This is a genomic window from Bradyrhizobium sp. AUGA SZCCT0158 (assembly GCF_018130065.1).
Lineage (GTDB): Bacteria > Pseudomonadota > Alphaproteobacteria > Rhizobiales > Xanthobacteraceae > Bradyrhizobium.
Genome location: NZ_JAFCME010000021.1, coordinates 79,634 through 95,764, shown reverse-complemented (window position 1 = coordinate 95,764; position 16,131 = coordinate 79,634). Strand labels below are relative to the sequence as shown.

Annotated in this window: 13 protein-coding genes; 6 read left to right on the top strand and 7 right to left on the bottom strand. The window is 58.2% G+C overall.

What is annotated here, in order from left to right; genetic code table 11:
* Positions 1–28: 28 nt before the first annotated feature.
* Positions 29–1,963, top strand: coding sequence for an SDR family NAD(P)-dependent oxidoreductase (locus JQ574_RS26345; protein WP_212384059.1), 1,935 nt, complete (start codon positions 29–31; stop codon positions 1,961–1,963).
* A gap of 3 nt (positions 1,964–1,966) precedes the next feature.
* On the opposite strand, the gene JQ574_RS26340 is transcribed toward JQ574_RS26345, so the two are convergent.
* From JQ574_RS26340 to JQ574_RS26330, 3 genes are all read right to left on the bottom strand, one after another.
* On the bottom strand, positions 1,967–3,007 hold the full coding sequence (locus JQ574_RS26340; protein ID WP_212384058.1) for a glycosyl transferase: 1,041 nt from the start codon (positions 3,005–3,007) through the stop codon (positions 1,967–1,969).
* A 272-nt stretch (positions 3,008–3,279) separates the two neighbouring features.
* Positions 3,280–4,587 (bottom strand): O-antigen ligase, encoded by a 1,308-nt coding sequence (locus tag JQ574_RS26335; RefSeq protein WP_212384057.1) that lies wholly within the window; start codon positions 4,585–4,587, stop codon positions 3,280–3,282.
* 108 nt (positions 4,588–4,695) lie between these two features.
* Positions 4,696–5,541: a class I SAM-dependent methyltransferase gene (locus JQ574_RS26330; protein WP_212384056.1), complete on the bottom strand. Its 846-nt coding sequence runs from the start codon at positions 5,539–5,541 to the stop codon at positions 4,696–4,698.
* A 412-nt stretch (positions 5,542–5,953) separates the two neighbouring features.
* On the opposite strand from JQ574_RS26330, the gene JQ574_RS26325 reads away from it, so the two are divergent.
* From JQ574_RS26325 to asnB, 5 genes are all read left to right on the top strand, one after another.
* Positions 5,954–6,595, top strand: a complete 642-nt coding sequence (locus tag JQ574_RS26325; protein WP_212384055.1) for a winged helix-turn-helix transcriptional regulator — start codon at positions 5,954–5,956, stop codon at positions 6,593–6,595.
* The gene (locus JQ574_RS26320; RefSeq protein ID WP_212384054.1) at positions 6,592–7,107 is read left to right on the top strand and encodes a transcription termination/antitermination protein NusG; all 516 of its coding nucleotides are present in this window, start codon (positions 6,592–6,594) and stop codon (positions 7,105–7,107) included. Before JQ574_RS26325 ends, JQ574_RS26320 begins: the two co-directional genes overlap by 4 nt.
* Positions 7,108–7,221: 114 nt before the next feature.
* Entirely contained in the window at positions 7,222–8,160 is a 939-nt protein-coding gene (locus JQ574_RS26315; protein ID WP_212384053.1) for a Gfo/Idh/MocA family protein, read from the top strand.
* Positions 8,157–8,753, top strand: a complete 597-nt coding sequence (locus tag JQ574_RS26310) for an acyltransferase (RefSeq protein WP_212384052.1) — start codon at positions 8,157–8,159, stop codon at positions 8,751–8,753. Before JQ574_RS26315 ends, JQ574_RS26310 begins: the two co-directional genes overlap by 4 nt.
* Before the next feature lie 49 nt (positions 8,754–8,802).
* Positions 8,803–10,776 carry an asparagine synthase (glutamine-hydrolyzing) gene (gene asnB, locus JQ574_RS26305; protein WP_212384051.1) on the top strand — a complete coding sequence of 658 codons (1,974 nt, stop codon included), beginning with the start codon at positions 8,803–8,805 and terminating at the stop codon, positions 10,774–10,776.
* A 27-nt stretch (positions 10,777–10,803) separates the two neighbouring features.
* Here the strand turns inward: asnB and JQ574_RS26300 are convergent, their stop codons facing one another.
* The 4 genes from JQ574_RS26300 to JQ574_RS26285 all read right to left on the bottom strand — a co-directional run bounded on the left by JQ574_RS26300 (position 10,804) and on the right by JQ574_RS26285 (position 16,111).
* Complete coding sequence (locus tag JQ574_RS26300) at positions 10,804–11,520, bottom strand: class I SAM-dependent methyltransferase (RefSeq protein WP_212384050.1); 717 nt, start codon at positions 11,518–11,520, stop codon at positions 10,804–10,806.
* 125 nt (positions 11,521–11,645) lie between these two features.
* Positions 11,646–13,067 carry a hypothetical protein gene (locus tag JQ574_RS26295; RefSeq protein WP_212384049.1) on the bottom strand — a complete coding sequence of 474 codons (1,422 nt, stop codon included), beginning with the start codon at positions 13,065–13,067 and terminating at the stop codon, positions 11,646–11,648.
* 142 nt (positions 13,068–13,209) lie between these two features.
* The gene (locus JQ574_RS26290; protein ID WP_212384048.1) at positions 13,210–14,547 is read right to left on the bottom strand and encodes a hypothetical protein; all 1,338 of its coding nucleotides are present in this window, start codon (positions 14,545–14,547) and stop codon (positions 13,210–13,212) included.
* A gap of 82 nt (positions 14,548–14,629) precedes the next feature.
* Positions 14,630–16,111 carry an MBOAT family protein gene (locus tag JQ574_RS26285; RefSeq protein WP_212384047.1) on the bottom strand — a complete coding sequence of 494 codons (1,482 nt, stop codon included), beginning with the start codon at positions 16,109–16,111 and terminating at the stop codon, positions 14,630–14,632.
* Positions 16,112–16,131: the final 20 nt, after the last annotated feature.

Below are 16,131 nucleotides of genomic sequence, written 5' to 3'. Positions count from 1 at the left end.
TGCGGGACAGGTTTAGTTGATCAAGAGCATGACGCGTCTTTCCCAATTAACGATGCGGAACCTGCTGATCGCAGTGCATGATGCGCTTGCGACCGGCGCAGCGTTGCTCGCCAGCTTCTATCTCCGGTTCGAAGGCGACATGTTCTACGATCGCCTGCCGTTGCTGCTGCGCATACTGCCGTTTTTCGTCATATTCAGCGTTCTCGTTTGCTACTTCTCGCATCTCACCACGACGAAATGGCGGTTCATTTCGCTGCCGGATGCGTTGAACATCCTGCGCGCGACGACTGTCCTGACGCTCGCGCTCGTGGTGCTCGACTACGTGTTCGTTGCGCCGAACGTGCTTGGCACGCCTGTCGCGCCGAACGTGCCGGGTGCGTTCTTTATCGGCAAGATCACCATCATCCTCTACTGGTTTCTCGAGGTGTTCTTCCTGAGCGGATCGCGGTTCGCCTATCGGTATTTTCGTTACACACGCGCGCGACGTCATGCGAAGGCCGAGAATGCTTCGCCGGCGCTTCTGGTCGGCCGCGCTGCGGACGCCGAGATTTTGCTGCGCGCCATCGAGAGCGGCGCCGTCAAACGCATCTGGCCGGTCGGCGTGTTGTCGCCGTCGCCGGCCGATCGCGGGCAGTTGATTCGCAACATTCCCGTGCTGGGCGGAATCGACGACATCGAGGACGTGGTTCGCGATTTCGAGGCGCGCGGCAAGCCGATCGCGCGCCTCGTGATGGCGCCATCGGCGTTCGAGCCGGAAGCGAAGCCCGAGGCGGTCCTGATGCGCGCCCGCCGGCTCGGCATGATCGTCAGCCGGCTGCCGTCGCTGGAAAGCGGAGAAACGCCGCGCCTGACCACGGTTGCCGTCGAGGACCTGCTGCTGCGTCCGAGCGAGGCCATCGACTATGCGCGGCTCGAAACGCTGGTGAAGGGCAAATCCGTCATCGTGACCGGCGGCGGCGGGTCGATCGGTTCGGAAATCTGCGAGCGCGTCACGACGTTCGGCGCGTCGCGGCTGCTGGTGATCGAGAATTCGGAACCGGCGCTCTATGCCATCACCGAAGCGCTGGTCGAGAGCGGAACCACCGCCGAAATCGACGGCCGGATCGCCGATATCCGCGACCGCGAGCGGATCATGCGCCTGATGCGCGAGTTCAAGCCGGATATCGTGTTCCATGCCGCCGCGCTCAAACATGTGCCGATTCTCGAGCGGGACTGGAGCGAGGGGGTCAAGACCAACATCTTCGGCTCCGTCAATGTTGCCGACGCAGCGCTGGCGGCGGGCGCCAAGGCGATGGTGATGATTTCGACCGACAAGGCGATCGAGCCGGTCTCGATGCTCGGCCTGACCAAGCGCTTTGCCGAAATGTACTGCCAGGCGCTGGACCATGACCTGGCGACGCAGTCGGACGGCAAGTCGCGGATGCGCCTGATTTCCGTGCGGTTCGGCAACGTGCTGGCGTCGAACGGGTCTGTTGTGCCGAAGTTCAAGGCGCAGATCGAGGCGGGCGGGCCGGTCACGGTCACCCATCCCGACATGGTCAGGTATTTCATGACCATCCGCGAGGCCTGCGATCTGGTGCTCACAGCCGCGACGCATGCGATGACGCCGGCACGTCCCGATGTTTCGGTCTATGTGCTCAACATGGGACAACCGGTGAAGATCGTCGATCTCGCCGAGCGCATGATCAGGCTGTCCGGCCTGCAGCCCGGATACGACATCGAAATCGTCTTTAGCGGGATGCGGCCGGGAGAACGGCTGAACGAAATCCTGTTCGCCAACGAGGAGCCGACCATCGAGATCGGTGTGGCCGGCATCATGGCCGCCAAGCCCAACGAGCCGCCGATGCAGGTGCTGCGCAAGTGGCTCGCAATACTGGAGGAGGCGATCGCGAAAGATGATCGTGCCACCATCAGTGCGGTGCTCAAGGACGCGGTTCCCGAATTCGGATCGACGGCGGCCTGACCGCTAGCGCTGGCCGGTCTGCGCAACGCGCGCCTGCGAAAACTGAAACAACACGGCCGCGACACCGAAAGCCCCAAGCGCCAGCATCGTCAGATCGACGCTTCTCGAGGAGGCGGCAATCGTCGTCATCGCCAGGCCAGCCAAAGCGAGATTGAGCAGGAACACGCGGGCGATGACCTGCGTGACGCTGAACCCGTTATCCGTCGCGCGCTGATAGAAGTGCGATCGATGAGCGTCCCAGAACCGTTCGCCATTTACAATCCGCCTGAGCAGGGTAATCGTCGCGTCGGCAAGATAATAGAGCGGCAGCAGCAGGGCTGCCGCAATGTGCTGTTGCGAGGCGAGTTCGAACAGGCACCAGCCGATCAATAGACCTATGGGTAGGCTGCCGACGTCACCGAGGAATAATCGCGCGATCGGTCGATTGAAGGGTGCAAAGCCGAGCAAGGCGCCGGCGAGCGCCAGTGCTATCGGCAGCACGCTCGCCGGAGCTTGGCCGAAAAATGCAAATGCCGCCAGCGCTGCGGATGCCGGAAGCATTTCCGCGACCGTCATCCAGTCCAGGCCGTCCATGAAGTTCACGAGATTGATGAACCAGAGGAAGCCCACAATCAGCAATGCTCGTTCCAGCCCAAGCGGGATCGCTTCGAGAATCCGTAGCTGCGGAGGCAGGGTGGCAAACAGAACCGTGACGATGGCCAGTTGCAGCGCCAGCCGCGGGATTACCTGGATCGGCCGGAAGTCATCGATCATGCCGACGGCCGCAAGGCAGAATGCCGCCGCCATGACGACGGGGATCGCGTGGCCGAAAGAGGATACCCCGAGGACTCCGGCCAGCGCCGCCGCGATTGCGGTGGCGACCATCACGGCGATACCGCCGCCTTGCGGGGTTGGAACTACATGCGACGATCGCGCATTCGGGCGGGCCAGGGCATAGCGCCGAAGCAGGGGATGCAGCATCACGATCAGGCCCGCACAGATCAGCGCAGCTGCGATCGGAATGACGAGAGCCAGGGCAGTTCGATACGGATCCAAAAGTGTCATGAAAACTCAGCCGCCGGCTTTCTGCTGTTGATGCCAACGGCCTATCAGATGGGTGTCGCTTCGCAAATACGAAGCTTTGCTTCCGGTCAATACTCGGTGGCAAAGGGTTGAAAGTCGTGTTGCGAACAGCTCTCACCACGTCCCATTGCGGAAGAGCGACCCCGCTGGAACGCAGACGGAGGCCGCTCGTTGGACCTCGTTGGGCGTGCTGACGCCGGGCTATCTTGAACGCTACGTCGCCATTGATAAGAGACTGATTTCAATCATAGTTTTTAGTGGTCGATGCACCCGTGCTGCCGGCCGGCGGCTGTAGCGCGTTCCATTCGTTTCATGGCAACGATCCCGACCGTAAGGGCGAAGAAAAACCAAACCAGAAATTGAAAAGCAAATGAACCGGAAAGCTCGGACCCCACAAGCTGAAAGACATACATCGACACCGCGGACTTTTCGGCAAGCGAAAACCAATGCCAGTGCGCTAGGGCGGCACCTAACGGAAATAGCGTAACAATGCTGAACAGCAATAGACCCACAATTCCAGTTTCGTAAAGCATTTCGAGATGCACGTTGTGAGGGTAATGTCGTGATGCCGCAGCTTTGCTTAGCACCCAATCCGGAGCGCCAACCCCCTCATTCACCGGATACATCCCGATGCCCCTGCCGAACCAAAGCGAATCCGGTTCGGCCAGAATGCGTTGCCACGTTCTTGTCCATATCGGCAGTCGGAAGCCGGGGTCCGGATCCTGGATTTCTCGAATGGTCCGGGAGATAGCGTCAGGAGCTTTCGGGTCGACGTTCTTGTCCTGGAGCGCGCGCTGGTAGAATAGCGTTGCCGTCACTGTGATTGTCAGGACCAGGGCAATGGCACCGAGCACGGTGAATGATTTTGAGCGGGTCCAGAGGAACGAGCCCATCAAGAAGGTCAAGCTACAAGCAAGTGCAACAAGCGCCGTTCTTGCGGCGATATGAAACATAAATAACAAAACCAGCGGCAAAGCGATGCCGGCAAGAATCTGCCTGATCCGATTCGAGCCGAGCCCGATGGCAGCGAGCGTGGCCAACGCCAGCATTGTGCCGATCGGCTGGTGGAACGAGATAGCTATATTCGGATCGCCAACTCCCAGGATGTCATTGAGAGCGCCGCCGCGCATCACATCGCCGAACCTGATGGTATGTTGGACAATCACGATGAAGTAAAATGCTGCAGCGGCGAGAAACAGCAGCATGGCCGCCTTCAAGGCACGTGCAGCGGCAAAACCAAAAATCATGAACAGCACATGGAAAATCAGGATCCCAAACAGGTGGGTCGTGGGGACGGCGGGACGGGAAAGAAACAGAAAATTGGCAATCGCGAAAATATAGAAGGCCCCCACCAGGAGAAGGATATCGCTGACTTTGCTCGCCATGGTGCATATCGGGCGCCAACTAATAGCGATCAGCGCAGCTCCAAGCGCGCCGGTTACAGCAAAAATTGCCGTTGAGCCGATCAGATAAAATGGCACGAATATTTTTGCAAATGCCGCCGTCGTGACCACCGCCGCTGTCACTCCCGCGAGTGCGCGTTTGTCGTAGTTTACCAACATGACTCCGCAAAATGCTCCGTGGATTTCAGGCGGAAAACGACGAGTTTCGTGTGATCCCGGGCAATGTTGCCGGATAGGAGTGTTGATGGGCAAGCAATTTCGGTCATTTCAGCGTTTTCTTCCGACCGCACACCAGTAGGGTACGTTGTCGGAAAAGCCTATGTCGCCAAACCCGGCGCCGGCTAACATTTGTTCTATCTGTTGCCGCGTAAATCGCTGCTCAAGTGTGGTGCAAAACCGGTCGTAAGCGTCGGTGCGCATCACGTAGAATTTTCGATGACGGTAGGACTCGAGTGGAATGGCTGCAGGAGAGAATCCTGCGCGCTCGACCAGCGCGGCAGAACGCGCCAGCGGCCAATAGACGATAACCGCGATGAGCTGGCTGATGATGAGCCGTAGCGCTGGCGGCAATCGTGAAATGATCATCCGGAAGACATTGCTGAGGCGCCACATCGCGCGGTACCACCGAGGACGATTGTCCAGCGCATAGTAAAGGTAGATCAAGAACGGCGCGCCAACCCTGAGCTTGGCGGCGACTGCCCGAATCGCAGCGGCCGTATCCGGGACGTGATGCAAGACCCCCAGCGAGTAGGCGAAATCGAGGGAATTGTCCTGGAGCGGGATATCACCGACGCTTGCAAGATGAAAGCTGACGTTGGCGGTGTCGGCGAGATTTGCTCGCGCGACGGCAAGGGCATCTTCACTTGCGTCGAGCACATGAAGATGGCCGACTTTCGGTGCGACCATCACCGACCAGCGCCCGCTGCCGCAACCGACGTCAATGCCGACTGGGTTTGGGGGGAGCTCGTTCCACGGAAAGATACGAAAATAGGACTGGAAGATCGCCTCGCGGTCCAAAGATGAAAATTCGGCCTCGCTCTGACGGAAGGTCGACCATTCATGCCCAAACCCGGCCGCGACATCGTGATCAATGTTTCGCGTGACGTCGTTCATGGCAGCCATTTCGGGCAGTGAGTACGCAGAATAGGCGCGTGTCTATTGGATGGAGAAGGGGTCGGTCAAGCTGCGCAGCACGCGGGAGATGGCTGAGGCGATATGGCAATTCGAGCCGACTTTGGCGTGCAAAACCGGGCGGTAATCCGTGGTACTGGCACAAAATGAAAGTCGCCCCGATCCGTGAGCAATCGCGCTGTAGTGGCTTGCTGAAAGGTGGTCGGGCTGCTGATGACGTTATTGACGTGGGCACAACCAAGACGAGTTCATTTTACCCGATCAGGGTAATCTTTCCTGACTTCGCGTGAAAATGGTAGAAATTTCAATAGGATAGATGCTTCTCTTGATATTGTGTCGGCTTGACGTTCACGCCGTGAACGTGGTATCGACGACCATCCATTAGGGTGCATTCATGGACCGTACGTTAAGCGATAGTGCAGAGGACGAAAGGATCGTCCTCAATCTCCTTAAGTCTGTCGACGACGGCGCAGGGTCGCAGCGCCGTATCGCGGAAGAGCTGGGAATCGCGCTTGGTCTCGTCAATGCCTACCTGAAACGCTGTATCAAGAAGGGCCTCGTCAAAGTAAGCCAGGCTCCAGCGCGGCGTTACGCCTATTACCTGACACCGCAAGGCTTCGCTGAAAAGTCGCGGCTGACCGTGGAATACCTGTCGTATTCGTTTTCCTTTTTTAGGCAGGCCAAGGCGGATTGCGCGCGATCGTTTGAATTGGCGAAGGAGCGCGAATTTCACAATCTAGTACTTTTTGGAAAGTCGGACTTGGCCGAGATTGCCGTTCTGTGTGCGGTGGACTGCGGGGTCTCGATTGTTGCGGTCGTTGACAAGAGCGCAGATGCGCGGGGACTTTTTGCCGGCGTAAAAGTGGTATCGGATTTTGCGGAGGTCTCGGCTCCATTCGATGCGGTGGTCATCACCGATTTGGTCAACGCCCGCCAATCATTCGATCGGGCCGTGGAGCGCTATGGGCTTGAACACGTGCTCGTTCCAGGATTGCTGGGTATAAACGCAGCCGATCGCCGAGGTGAATTGCAATGAACGAAGTCAACGATAGCCATTGGTATGTCGTTCAAACCCGGGTGAATTCGGAGACGAAGGCCGCGCGCAACCTGATCCGCCAGGGATTTGAAACCTATCTGCCGCGGTACTTGAAGAATCGCAGTCACGCCGGGAAGATTGAAAAGGTCGCTGCACCCTTATTTCCGCGCTATCTGTTTGTGCAAATCAACATCGCCACTCAGCGTTGGCGCGCAGTTCAATCCACCTTCGGTGTGTCGCATCTTGTCACGAACGGTCCAAGCCCTGTGCCTGTTGCGGAGCAGGTGCTCTGCATGCTCAGATCGCGTGAGGATCAACGCGGCTTCGTAAAACTGGATCGGCGGCCGCAGTTTTCGGTTGGTGAGAAGGTCCGGGTACTCGCGGGTGCTTTTGCCGATAATCTTGGGTTGTTCGACGGCCTGGGTGATCGCGATCGCATTGCAATCCTGCTTGATTTGCTGGGGCGAAAGGTCCGGGTCTCGATCGAGGCGGATATGGTCGCGGCGGCCTAAAGGGCAAGCGCGAATGTCCCGCAAAGCTACCTTAATCGGCTTGGAGAGCGCCGCGGTCCCGACTGCGGCTTGCTGGAAATACCAACGTTGAACCGTTGAATGTTAGTGGGCACAATGACCTCATTTGCGCTGATCGGAGCCGCCGGTTACGTTGCGCCTCGGCATATGAAAGCCATTCAGGCGATCGGTGGCGACCTGAAGGTAGCCTACGATCCGAACGATTCCGTCGGAATCATCGACAGTCATTTTCCGGACGCGCATTTTTTTACCGAATTCGAACGCTTCGACCGGCATATCGACAAATTGCGACGGCGTGGCGAGAAGGTGGACTATGTGTCTGTCTGTTCGCCCAACCATCTGCACGACGCCCATTGCCGTTTTGCGCTGCGCTCGGGAGCCGACGCAATTTGCGAAAAGCCGCTGGTCCTCAATCCCTGGAACATCGACGGTCTTGCCGAGATCGAGCGCGAGACCGGCCGCCGCATCTCGACGATACTTCAACTGAGACTGCATCCCGCGATCGTTGCGCTGCGCAGCAAATATGCGCAGAGCGGCATTCGTCATCAGGTCGAGTTGTCGTATATCGCCTCACGCGGGCGGTGGTACCATACTTCATGGAAGGGTGAGGACGCCAAATCCGGCGGTGTCGCAACCAATATCGGCGTGCACCTCTTCGATATGCTGAGCTTTGTGTTTGGAGCTGCCAAACGGAGCGAGGCGCATCTGAGAGAGCCGGAGCGAGCTGCGGGCTTTCTCGAGTGTGAGCGCGCCGATGTCAGTTGGTTTCTTTCGGTGGATCGCAACGACCTGCCGGAAAAGGCCAAAGGCGCCCGGACAGCGTTTCGGTCCATCACCGTCGATGGTGAAGAAATCGAATTCTCGGACGGATTCGCCGATCTGCACACCCGCAGTTATCAGGAAATCATGGCAGGACGCGGCTTTGGCCTGGACGAGGTGCGCTCGTCGATCGGCGTGGTATCGGCGTTTCGCAGCGATCCTCTGAAGCGGGGCGGCGCGGTGCACCCGTCTGCACAGAAGCGGATCGGCACATGAAAGAGATGCGTGAAGATCCGCGCTTTCCCGGCGCCTTGATTCACGTATCGAGTTATGTCGATGACGGCGCCCTCATCGGGCGAGGGACGCGGATTTGGCATTTTTGCCATGTCCTTGCAGACACGATCATCGGCGAAAACTGCTCGATTGGTCAAAACGCCATGATCGGTCCCCGCGTGAGGGTTGGTAACGGCTGCAAGATTCAGAACAACGTGTCTCTCTACCAGGGGGTGGAGCTGGCCGACGAGGTATTCTGCGGACCGAGTTGTGTTTTCACCAATGTCAACAACCCGCGGGCGGGCATCAGCCGCAAGGATGAGTTTCGCTCGACACCGGTTGGCCGCGGCGCAAGCATTGGTGCAAATGCAACGATCGTTTGCGGCCACCGACTGGGAGAGTATTGCTTCATCGGAGCGGGCGCCGTTGTAACCAAGGATGTACCTGCATTCGCTCTCATGGTGGGGAACCCGTCGCGGCGCATTGGCTGGATGAGCAAGGACGGCGAGCGTCTCGGGCCCGATCTTGTCTGCCAGCGAAGCGGCGAACGATATGTTGAGGACCGGGCTTCCGGGACTTTGGCGCCATCGCCGTGATCATGACTTTCAGCGTTTCAGCCGGTTGTCACCTTTCCCGGATAGCGTCATGTGCGGCGTAGCGGGTGTCTTTCGGCCGGGGGGGCATCGCGGTAGTGCCTTGATCGATTGCGTCGCCGCAATGACGGCCACGCTGGCGCACCGCGGACCTGACCGGGGCGATACATGGGCCGATCCAGAAGGCAGGATCTGTCTCGGTCATCGCCGGCTATCGATCCTGGATCTGTCTGCGGCGGGTGCCCAGCCGATGCACAGCGATTGCGGCCGGTTCAGTGTGACCTTCAACGGCGAAATCTACAACCATCTGGAAATTCGCGGCGAGCTTGAGGCATGCGGCGGTGCTCCCCGCTGGATCGGATCATCCGACACGGAGACGCTGCTTTATGCAATCCGCCATTGGGGTATCGAAGGCGCGTTGAAGCGCTTCAACGGCATGTTCGCCTTTGGGCTCTGGGACGCCCGCGATCGCACATTGACGCTGTGTCGGGATCGCTTCGGCGAGAAGCCGCTGTTTTACGGCTGGATCGGACAGGACTTTGTGTTCGCCTCCGAACTCAAGGCCTTCTCGCCCCATCCCAAATGGCATCCGACGATCGACCGCCGTGCGATGACGGCCTTCATGCGCTATGCCTATGTACCCGCGCCGTGGACGATCTGGGAGGGGTTCAGGAAACTCGTCCCCGGCTCGTTCATAACGGTTGCCTCGGGTGCCCACGCCGGTGAGATCATTCAACCCCGGTCTTACTGGTCGATGCGCGACTGTGTCGTGAAAGGCCAGCAGCAACGGCTGAACGATCCGGTTGCAGCAGCGGACGAACTGGAGCGACTTTTGTCGCTGGCGACCAAGCGCCAGCTGCTATCCGACGTGCCGCTCGGCGCGTTTCTGTCGGGTGGCATCGACTCATCCACGATCGTGGCGCTGATGCAAAGCCAGTCGTCGCGACCAGTCAAGACGTTCTCCATCGGTTTCGCCGAAGCCGGCTTCAACGAGGCGGATCACGCGCGTCGCGTCGCGCGTCATCTTACGACCGACCATACCGAGATGATCGTCTCGCCGTCCGACGCCCGCGACGTCATTCCGCGTTTGGTGGAAATGTCGGATGAACCATTCGCCGATTCATCCCAAATTCCGACCCTGCTGGTTGCCATGCTGGCTCGGCGCAGCGTGACCGTTTCGCTGTCAGGTGACGGCGGAGACGAACTTTTTGGCGGGTATAACCGGCATGTCTGGGGCTCGCGGCTGCAAGCCCGATTTGGTTCGCTGCCGGGGCCGGCAAGGCGGCTCCTCGGCGGTATCCTCGGCGCGATAGCGCCTGAACCGGCCAACATGCTCTCGGCCGTCGTGGGCAGGATTCTGCCCGCCCGCTATCGCGTGCTGCGGGCGGGTGATCAGATCGTCAAGGTCGTGCGGGTTCTCGGCACGCACTCGTTCGATGAGATGTATCGAAGGTTGAGTTCGATCGAGGACAATCCCGCGGCCGTTATCGTCGGAGGTGCGGAGCCTCTCAGCTGGTTTAACGACCAGATGCACGAGATCGAAGAACCACTAGATCCGCTCGATCGCATGACACTCTCCGATGCGTTGAGTTATCTGTCCGACGACATCCTTCAGAAAGTCGATCGTGCCGCCATGTCGGTCGGTCTCGAGACGCGAGTGCCGTTTCTGGACAAGGACGTCGCGGAATTCAGCTGTCGGCTTCCTCCCGACATGAAGGTGAAGGAGGGGCGCGGCAAATGGATCGTGAGGGAGGTGCTCAACCGTCACGTTCCGGATAAATTAACCGTTCGCCCCAAGACCGGGTTTAGCCTTCCCCTGGACGACTGGCTGCGCGGGCCGCTTCGGCCGTGGGCTTCGGATCTATTGTCGCCCGATCGCCTCGAGCGGCAGGGTCTGTTCAATTCAGAGCTGGTCACCCGGATCTGGCATGAGCATCTGCACACGTCACGCAATCACGGATTCTGGCTCTGGAACGTACTGATGGCGCAGGGTTGGGCGGACAGGTGGCATGGCGTCGCGCGCTAGCCCGGTGGAACGATCAGGGCATCGACTCTAGGCTTTTCTTGCGATCATGAAGTAGTGGTCCACCAGCAGCTTGAGGCCATTCGTCAATTGGCGATCCCGGCTCTCGGTCTTTATCGTCCAGGTTCGGATAGGATCGTCTTTGGGCTTTAGATCGATCGCGATCTGAAAGCGCTTCAACTGCAATGACGACCCGTTGGCTTCCACAATCTCGTCAATGGTCTCCTTGCTAAAGACGTTCCAGCCGGTCTCCCACTGCGCCGCTCTTCCACCCGGCCGCTTGCGATGCCTGATCATCGCGTCAATACCGAACTCGTTCAATGGCGAGAGTACTACAATCAACCCGCCGGGCCTGGTTACGCGAAACAGGTTGCTCCAAAAGGCTGCGATCTGGGTTTCGTCAAAAATCGACATGCAGCCGATGGCGCAGGTCAGATCGAAAGTTTCCGTAAAGCGCTCGGGCAGGTCCAGGGCCGATGCATTGACGAACTCGGCTGCGGGGAGATTCCTCCGCGCGGCTATCAGCAGGTCGTCGGTCACATCGACGCCGGAACATTTTGTGCTTGGAAGTTGAGACGAAAGAAATCCGAGCAATTCGCCTGTAGCGCACCCGACGTCCAGGATGCTTGAGGCACTCGGCGCTTCGGCTCGGACGATGCCGAGCAGTTCCTTGAACGACTCTTTCGGCTCCTCGCTCCAGCCTTCTGCGATGTAGTGCGTGTGATTGCGGTATTCGGCGTTAGTCATCTTTGTGCCCTGACCTCAGACAAGCGTAAGTACCCCGTCGGCAAATGCCAGGCAAGCAGTCAACAGCTGTCGTGCCGGTCATTGCTGGCTCCGCCCCGGTCTTGGAGAGGTACGATTTATGGCTGTCACCACCAAGCAGGAGTTCCACGGCCGGTCGTTGCTCGATCAATCTCCGACATAATGCGCGTGACGCACTGGCCGTCCATTATGCCGAACTGCGGAGCGGCATCAATTTGCGCCTGGGCAAATTCGCCGTATTTCGTCTCCGACGCGAGGAGGCCCGCGAGGGCCTGCGAAAACTCGGCAAGGGTCTCCGTATGAAGCACAGCGGACATGTGCGCGAAATTGGGAAGCTTTTGACCGTATAGGTCGATGTTGACGATAGGCTTGCCTGCTGCGATGGCCCATCGCGTCGCGCTTGAGAAAAATGAAATGAAGATGTCGTGCTTCGGAATCAAGCTCACCAAATGCTCGTTGGATGCAGTGATGTTGTTTTCGCGCATCATCCGCTCCCCAATGTCTCCGGCCGAAGGATGAATCGAGAAAGTGATTTCGCAGCCATCAAGGGTCTTGAGGAGCGAAATATACCGTGTGGTCATCTCTTCATAGGATTGGAATTCACTCTTGCCGATATGGGTTGAATGGTAGTCCGGAGGCCAGCTGATCAGGATGCGAGGTTTCCTGGCGTCGATGAAATGAGGTTTGAACAGCGCGGCAGCCGACACTGGGTCCGTTTTGACGGCGTCGATCATTTCGTCGCAATACGGCGATCCGGTCAGCTTCAGCTTTGCGACCGGCAAACCTTCAAGCAGATACTGGTCGTAGCTCGCCTGGCTTTCGACGCACAGGATATTCATGGGGCCGCCCTGAACGATCCACGGATTCTTCAGCGTGATACCCATCGCTTCCATCGCAATGATATACTGAGGCTGAAACATCGTGGCGCCGGCTTCCCGTCCGGTTTTAATCCAATGACGCATCATGAGCCGCATGAGCAACTTCGTCCGGCCATTTGGCTCGTTGCGCTCGCCGGCAAGGCGCTTGCGCTCTAAGTCGATCTCCAGATCGTGGGGACGCGCGTTGCCATATGGAATCGTGGTGCAAATGATCCCGCGCGATTCGGCACGGGTGAGAAATGCCAGAGGTCCGGAAATGCCGTTCTCGGCAACGATAACAGATGCTGGGTTCAATCTGTCGAGTATGGCGTCGGCCGCTGCCAGTTGGCCCGCGAGAGCTTTCATGATGCCGTGTGGTGTCTCGATGCGCAACGACCGAAGCAGCGCTCTAACGAGGGCAGGCTTCACTCCGGCGAATCCGACGGTCGCGGCTGAGGTTGCGGAATTGAGAACTTCTTCGAATGCGACGGCCTCAATGCCGAGGTGGTTTGCCGACGCCGTTACTCTTTCAAAAAGATTATCCCTCGGCCCCATGTAGAGAAAAGCACAAGGCCGTGCTTCGCGGGCATGGCGCGCGGCGACATATCGCAACAGCGGAAACGATCCCGCGCTCGTCACCACCACAAGAGTGCTGTTTGATTTCTGGTTCATTCCTGCTTCGTACGTTTGATTAACTTATGGCGAGAGGCCGAGTGAACGTAAGCGGAGAACACGCGGCGCCCATGGAATTGAGCGATAAAACCGGCGTGCTGCAACATCGTTGCTCGTGGGGGAACGATCGCAAGCCTTGAATTTACTCGCGATGGGCGTGAACGAGGTAACCGGACCCAAGATATGCGTCGGCGCCCCATCCAGTCCAAAGCGCGATCGTCGGCTGTCGTTTCCAGTTCACCTTGTACCCCGCTTCTTCAAGCAGCGTCTTGTAGTCGTGGAGATGCAGGTTGTGCTTGGTGATAACTGCCCGCATAGGCATTTTATCGAATTCAAGGAATTCGAGCCGTGATCGTACCATCCCCGCGCTTTCGATAAACACAATGTCGTTGATGCCGGCTTTGGCAGATCGTTGATACAACTCCGATACGAATGACGGAACCATCACGACCGATGTCCGAAGATGCGCAAGCGCCTTCCGGCCAGGAAGTCGCGAAACCTCCTCGATGGAATCGAAGATGTCTCCGTCGCGGAAATGCATGTTTGGTTGAGGATATGCAATCTCGTTCAGCCGCTTTAGAAAAGTCTGACGATCGCAGCCATAGAACGAAACATCGGGATTCATTCTCGCAGCGGCGTATAGGGGCTGCGCGCACATGGTTCCGAATTCAAGTATCGCGGCAGGGGACGGGATATTGTTCATGAGGCCGACGTACTGGTTCAGGAGGGCAACATCGCCGTGCTGGCGTTGCCGCCTGGTGACAAAGCTTTCATAGTAGGAAATCCACATGGTTCGGCAAAATTCGTCCGTGTAGATATCCTTCTCGCCATCAGGCGCGGAACGATTCGAAACGAGGTCGTTCTGGTTTTTTGTGGCGATCGAAATCTCTTCCGCCAGTTCGATTGAGACGCGATCCGCGATCTTGGCCAATCTGTCATTGGCCGCGGAAATTTCGTTCTTTTCGACCAGGCAGGCGATGATCGCCAATTTGAGCAGGTAGCTTTCCCGGAACTTGGCTTCGCCGTCGAGCAGGCATTTTAGAGCGGCCTCGTGACCGTCGATCGCGTATGCAACGCGCGACTGGAAATAGCGATGTAAATCGCAGTCATCAATGGCGATCAAGGAATCGGCAATGAGTCGACATTCATCATCCTTTTCAAGAACATAAAGACTCGCGAGAACGGCAACCCGCAAGGCCACGCTATGCGGGTGCCTGGCCAGATAATAATTTGAAGAAGCGACGACCGCGGCTTGCTCTGGCCGGGCCGTGAAAAAATTGACGATGTCGGTTTCCGCAACACGGCGATCCGCGGCCTCTTCAAGATAGGCGTCCAGGAGTTTGATCTGTGCGTCCTGTATTTGATCGTGCCCGAGCCTGGCTGCGAGACTGGGAGGCGCGGGCCGAACCGTCTCCACGGAGTGGACGGAGTTGTAACCTGCAATAAAGCGGCGGGCCAGGTTCTTCGCTCGGCGGATCATCTGCTATCTCCTCACGGGCTGCAACCTATCCGGCAAGGCTCGGCAACCGATCCGATGCGTCGCGGGTTGCGGAATCATTGGGTCAGAAATTGTAATATAGAAATGTCGCTTGCTTCTGCGACAGCGAAGCTATGGAGAAGTAGAGAAAGAAGGCAACGAGGGCCGCCGGCACCGCTGTCTTCGTGAAGGCGTGGCTGTACGGGTCGATGACGAGCCGCCGTATGCGGCCGCTGATCTGGAAGGTATTTGGGCCGAACACGGCAAACAATCCAATGGCAATCAACAAAACTGGAATTACCTTGTAAAGCCAAAGTTCAGGGAAAATCACGCTGGACCAGCCATGCGACTGGAAGAACATGCCCTTGAACATCGTCCATGCGCTTGAGAAGCTAGTCGATCGAAAGACCACCCACAAGCACAGCACCGCGAACAAGGTTGCAAAGCGCGACAGCAACGGGCTGATGTTATCGAGGTAGAATTTCAGCCAGCGAGAATCATGGCTGCGAAGGCGAGGTGCGACGGCGCGGTGCCAGTAGTGCGCCACGGCGACGAGGATGCCGTGCCCCGCTCCCCACACGAAGAAGGTCCAGCCGGCGCCGTGCCAGACACCGGTCAGGAAGAACACGATCAGGATGTTTACGATCTGGCGTGCGGCGCCGCGCCGATTGCCGCCGAGCGGAAGGTAGACGTAGGTGCGAAAGAAGCCCGTGAGCGACATGTGCCAGCGGCGCCAAAAGTCGAGTATGCTGGCGGCCTGATAAGGCGAGTTGAAGTTGATGGGAATCCGAATGCCGAACATTCGTGCCAAGCCATAGGCCATTTCGGAATAGCCGGAAAAATCGAAATAGAGCTGCAGTGAGTAGCTGATCGATCCGATCCAGGCATCGGAGGGAGAAAGCTCGCCGACCGCGGCGCGGGCGAATGCCGCTTCCGCGAACGGCGCCAAGGAATCAGCGATGACCACCTTCTTGAACAGGCCGATCGCGAAGATCAAAACGCCAACCTGGAACGACTTGAAAAGGAAGTGCCGCGGCCAGCTGCTGCGCAGGTACTGACGCGAGACCATGGCGTAGCGCAGGATGGGGCCGGCGATCAGATGCGGAAAGAACAGCATCGAGAAGGCATGTGCGTCGAGCGGAGCGGGACGAACGATCCGCCGCTGGACGTCGACCAGATAGGCGATCTGCTGGAATGTCCAGAACGAGATGCCCAGCGGCAGGATCAGCGATTCGAGCAGCGCAGGGGGCGGTACCGCAGGTGCCAGATTCTGGAACGCAAAAAGCGAATATTTGAAGAAGCCGATGAGCAGGAGATTCATCGTGATGCCGAATATCAGGATCGAGCGATGGTGAAATTTTCCGATCGCATGGCCCACGATGTAGTTGAAGGCAATCGAGCCGCACATCAGCGGAACGAAACGGACGTCCCAATAGGCATAGAAGCCGAGCGACGCCAGTGTAACGATGGCCAAGGCGGCTCGTTTGCTACGGAGATTGACGGCGTAAAAGGCCAGCAGAACCAGCGGCAGAAAGCCGAACAGGAAAATGTAAGAGTTAAAGAGCATTCGTGGACGGTCCTGGTCAC

Excerpts from the sequence above, each read along its gene's own strand:
- JQ574_RS26335 (WP_212384057.1), bottom strand. The coding sequence starts at position 4,587 with ATGTTGGTAAACTACGACAAACGCGCACTCGCGGGAGTGACAGCGGCG.
- JQ574_RS26315 (WP_212384053.1), top strand. The coding sequence starts at position 7,222 with ATGACCTCATTTGCGCTGATCGGAGCCGCCGGTTACGTTGCGCCTCGG.
- JQ574_RS26300 (WP_212384050.1), bottom strand. The coding sequence starts at position 11,520 with ATGACTAACGCCGAATACCGCAATCACACGCACTACATCGCAGAAGGC.
- JQ574_RS26330 (WP_212384056.1), bottom strand. The coding sequence starts at position 5,541 with ATGAACGACGTCACGCGAAACATTGATCACGATGTCGCGGCCGGGTTT.
- JQ574_RS26285 (WP_212384047.1), bottom strand. The coding sequence starts at position 16,111 with ATGCTCTTTAACTCTTACATTTTCCTGTTCGGCTTTCTGCCGCTGGTT.
- asnB (WP_212384051.1), top strand. The coding sequence starts at position 8,803 with ATGTGCGGCGTAGCGGGTGTCTTTCGGCCGGGGGGGCATCGCGGTAGT.
- JQ574_RS26345 (WP_212384059.1), top strand. The coding sequence starts at position 29 with ATGACGCGTCTTTCCCAATTAACGATGCGGAACCTGCTGATCGCAGTG.
- JQ574_RS26320 (WP_212384054.1), top strand. The coding sequence starts at position 6,592 with ATGAACGAAGTCAACGATAGCCATTGGTATGTCGTTCAAACCCGGGTG.
- JQ574_RS26325 (WP_212384055.1), top strand. The coding sequence starts at position 5,954 with ATGGACCGTACGTTAAGCGATAGTGCAGAGGACGAAAGGATCGTCCTC.
- JQ574_RS26290 (WP_212384048.1), bottom strand. The coding sequence starts at position 14,547 with ATGATCCGCCGAGCGAAGAACCTGGCCCGCCGCTTTATTGCAGGTTAC.
- JQ574_RS26295 (WP_212384049.1), bottom strand. The coding sequence starts at position 13,067 with ATGAACCAGAAATCAAACAGCACTCTTGTGGTGGTGACGAGCGCGGGA.
- JQ574_RS26340 (WP_212384058.1), bottom strand. The coding sequence starts at position 3,007 with ATGACACTTTTGGATCCGTATCGAACTGCCCTGGCTCTCGTCATTCCG.
- JQ574_RS26310 (WP_212384052.1), top strand. The coding sequence starts at position 8,157 with ATGAAAGAGATGCGTGAAGATCCGCGCTTTCCCGGCGCCTTGATTCAC.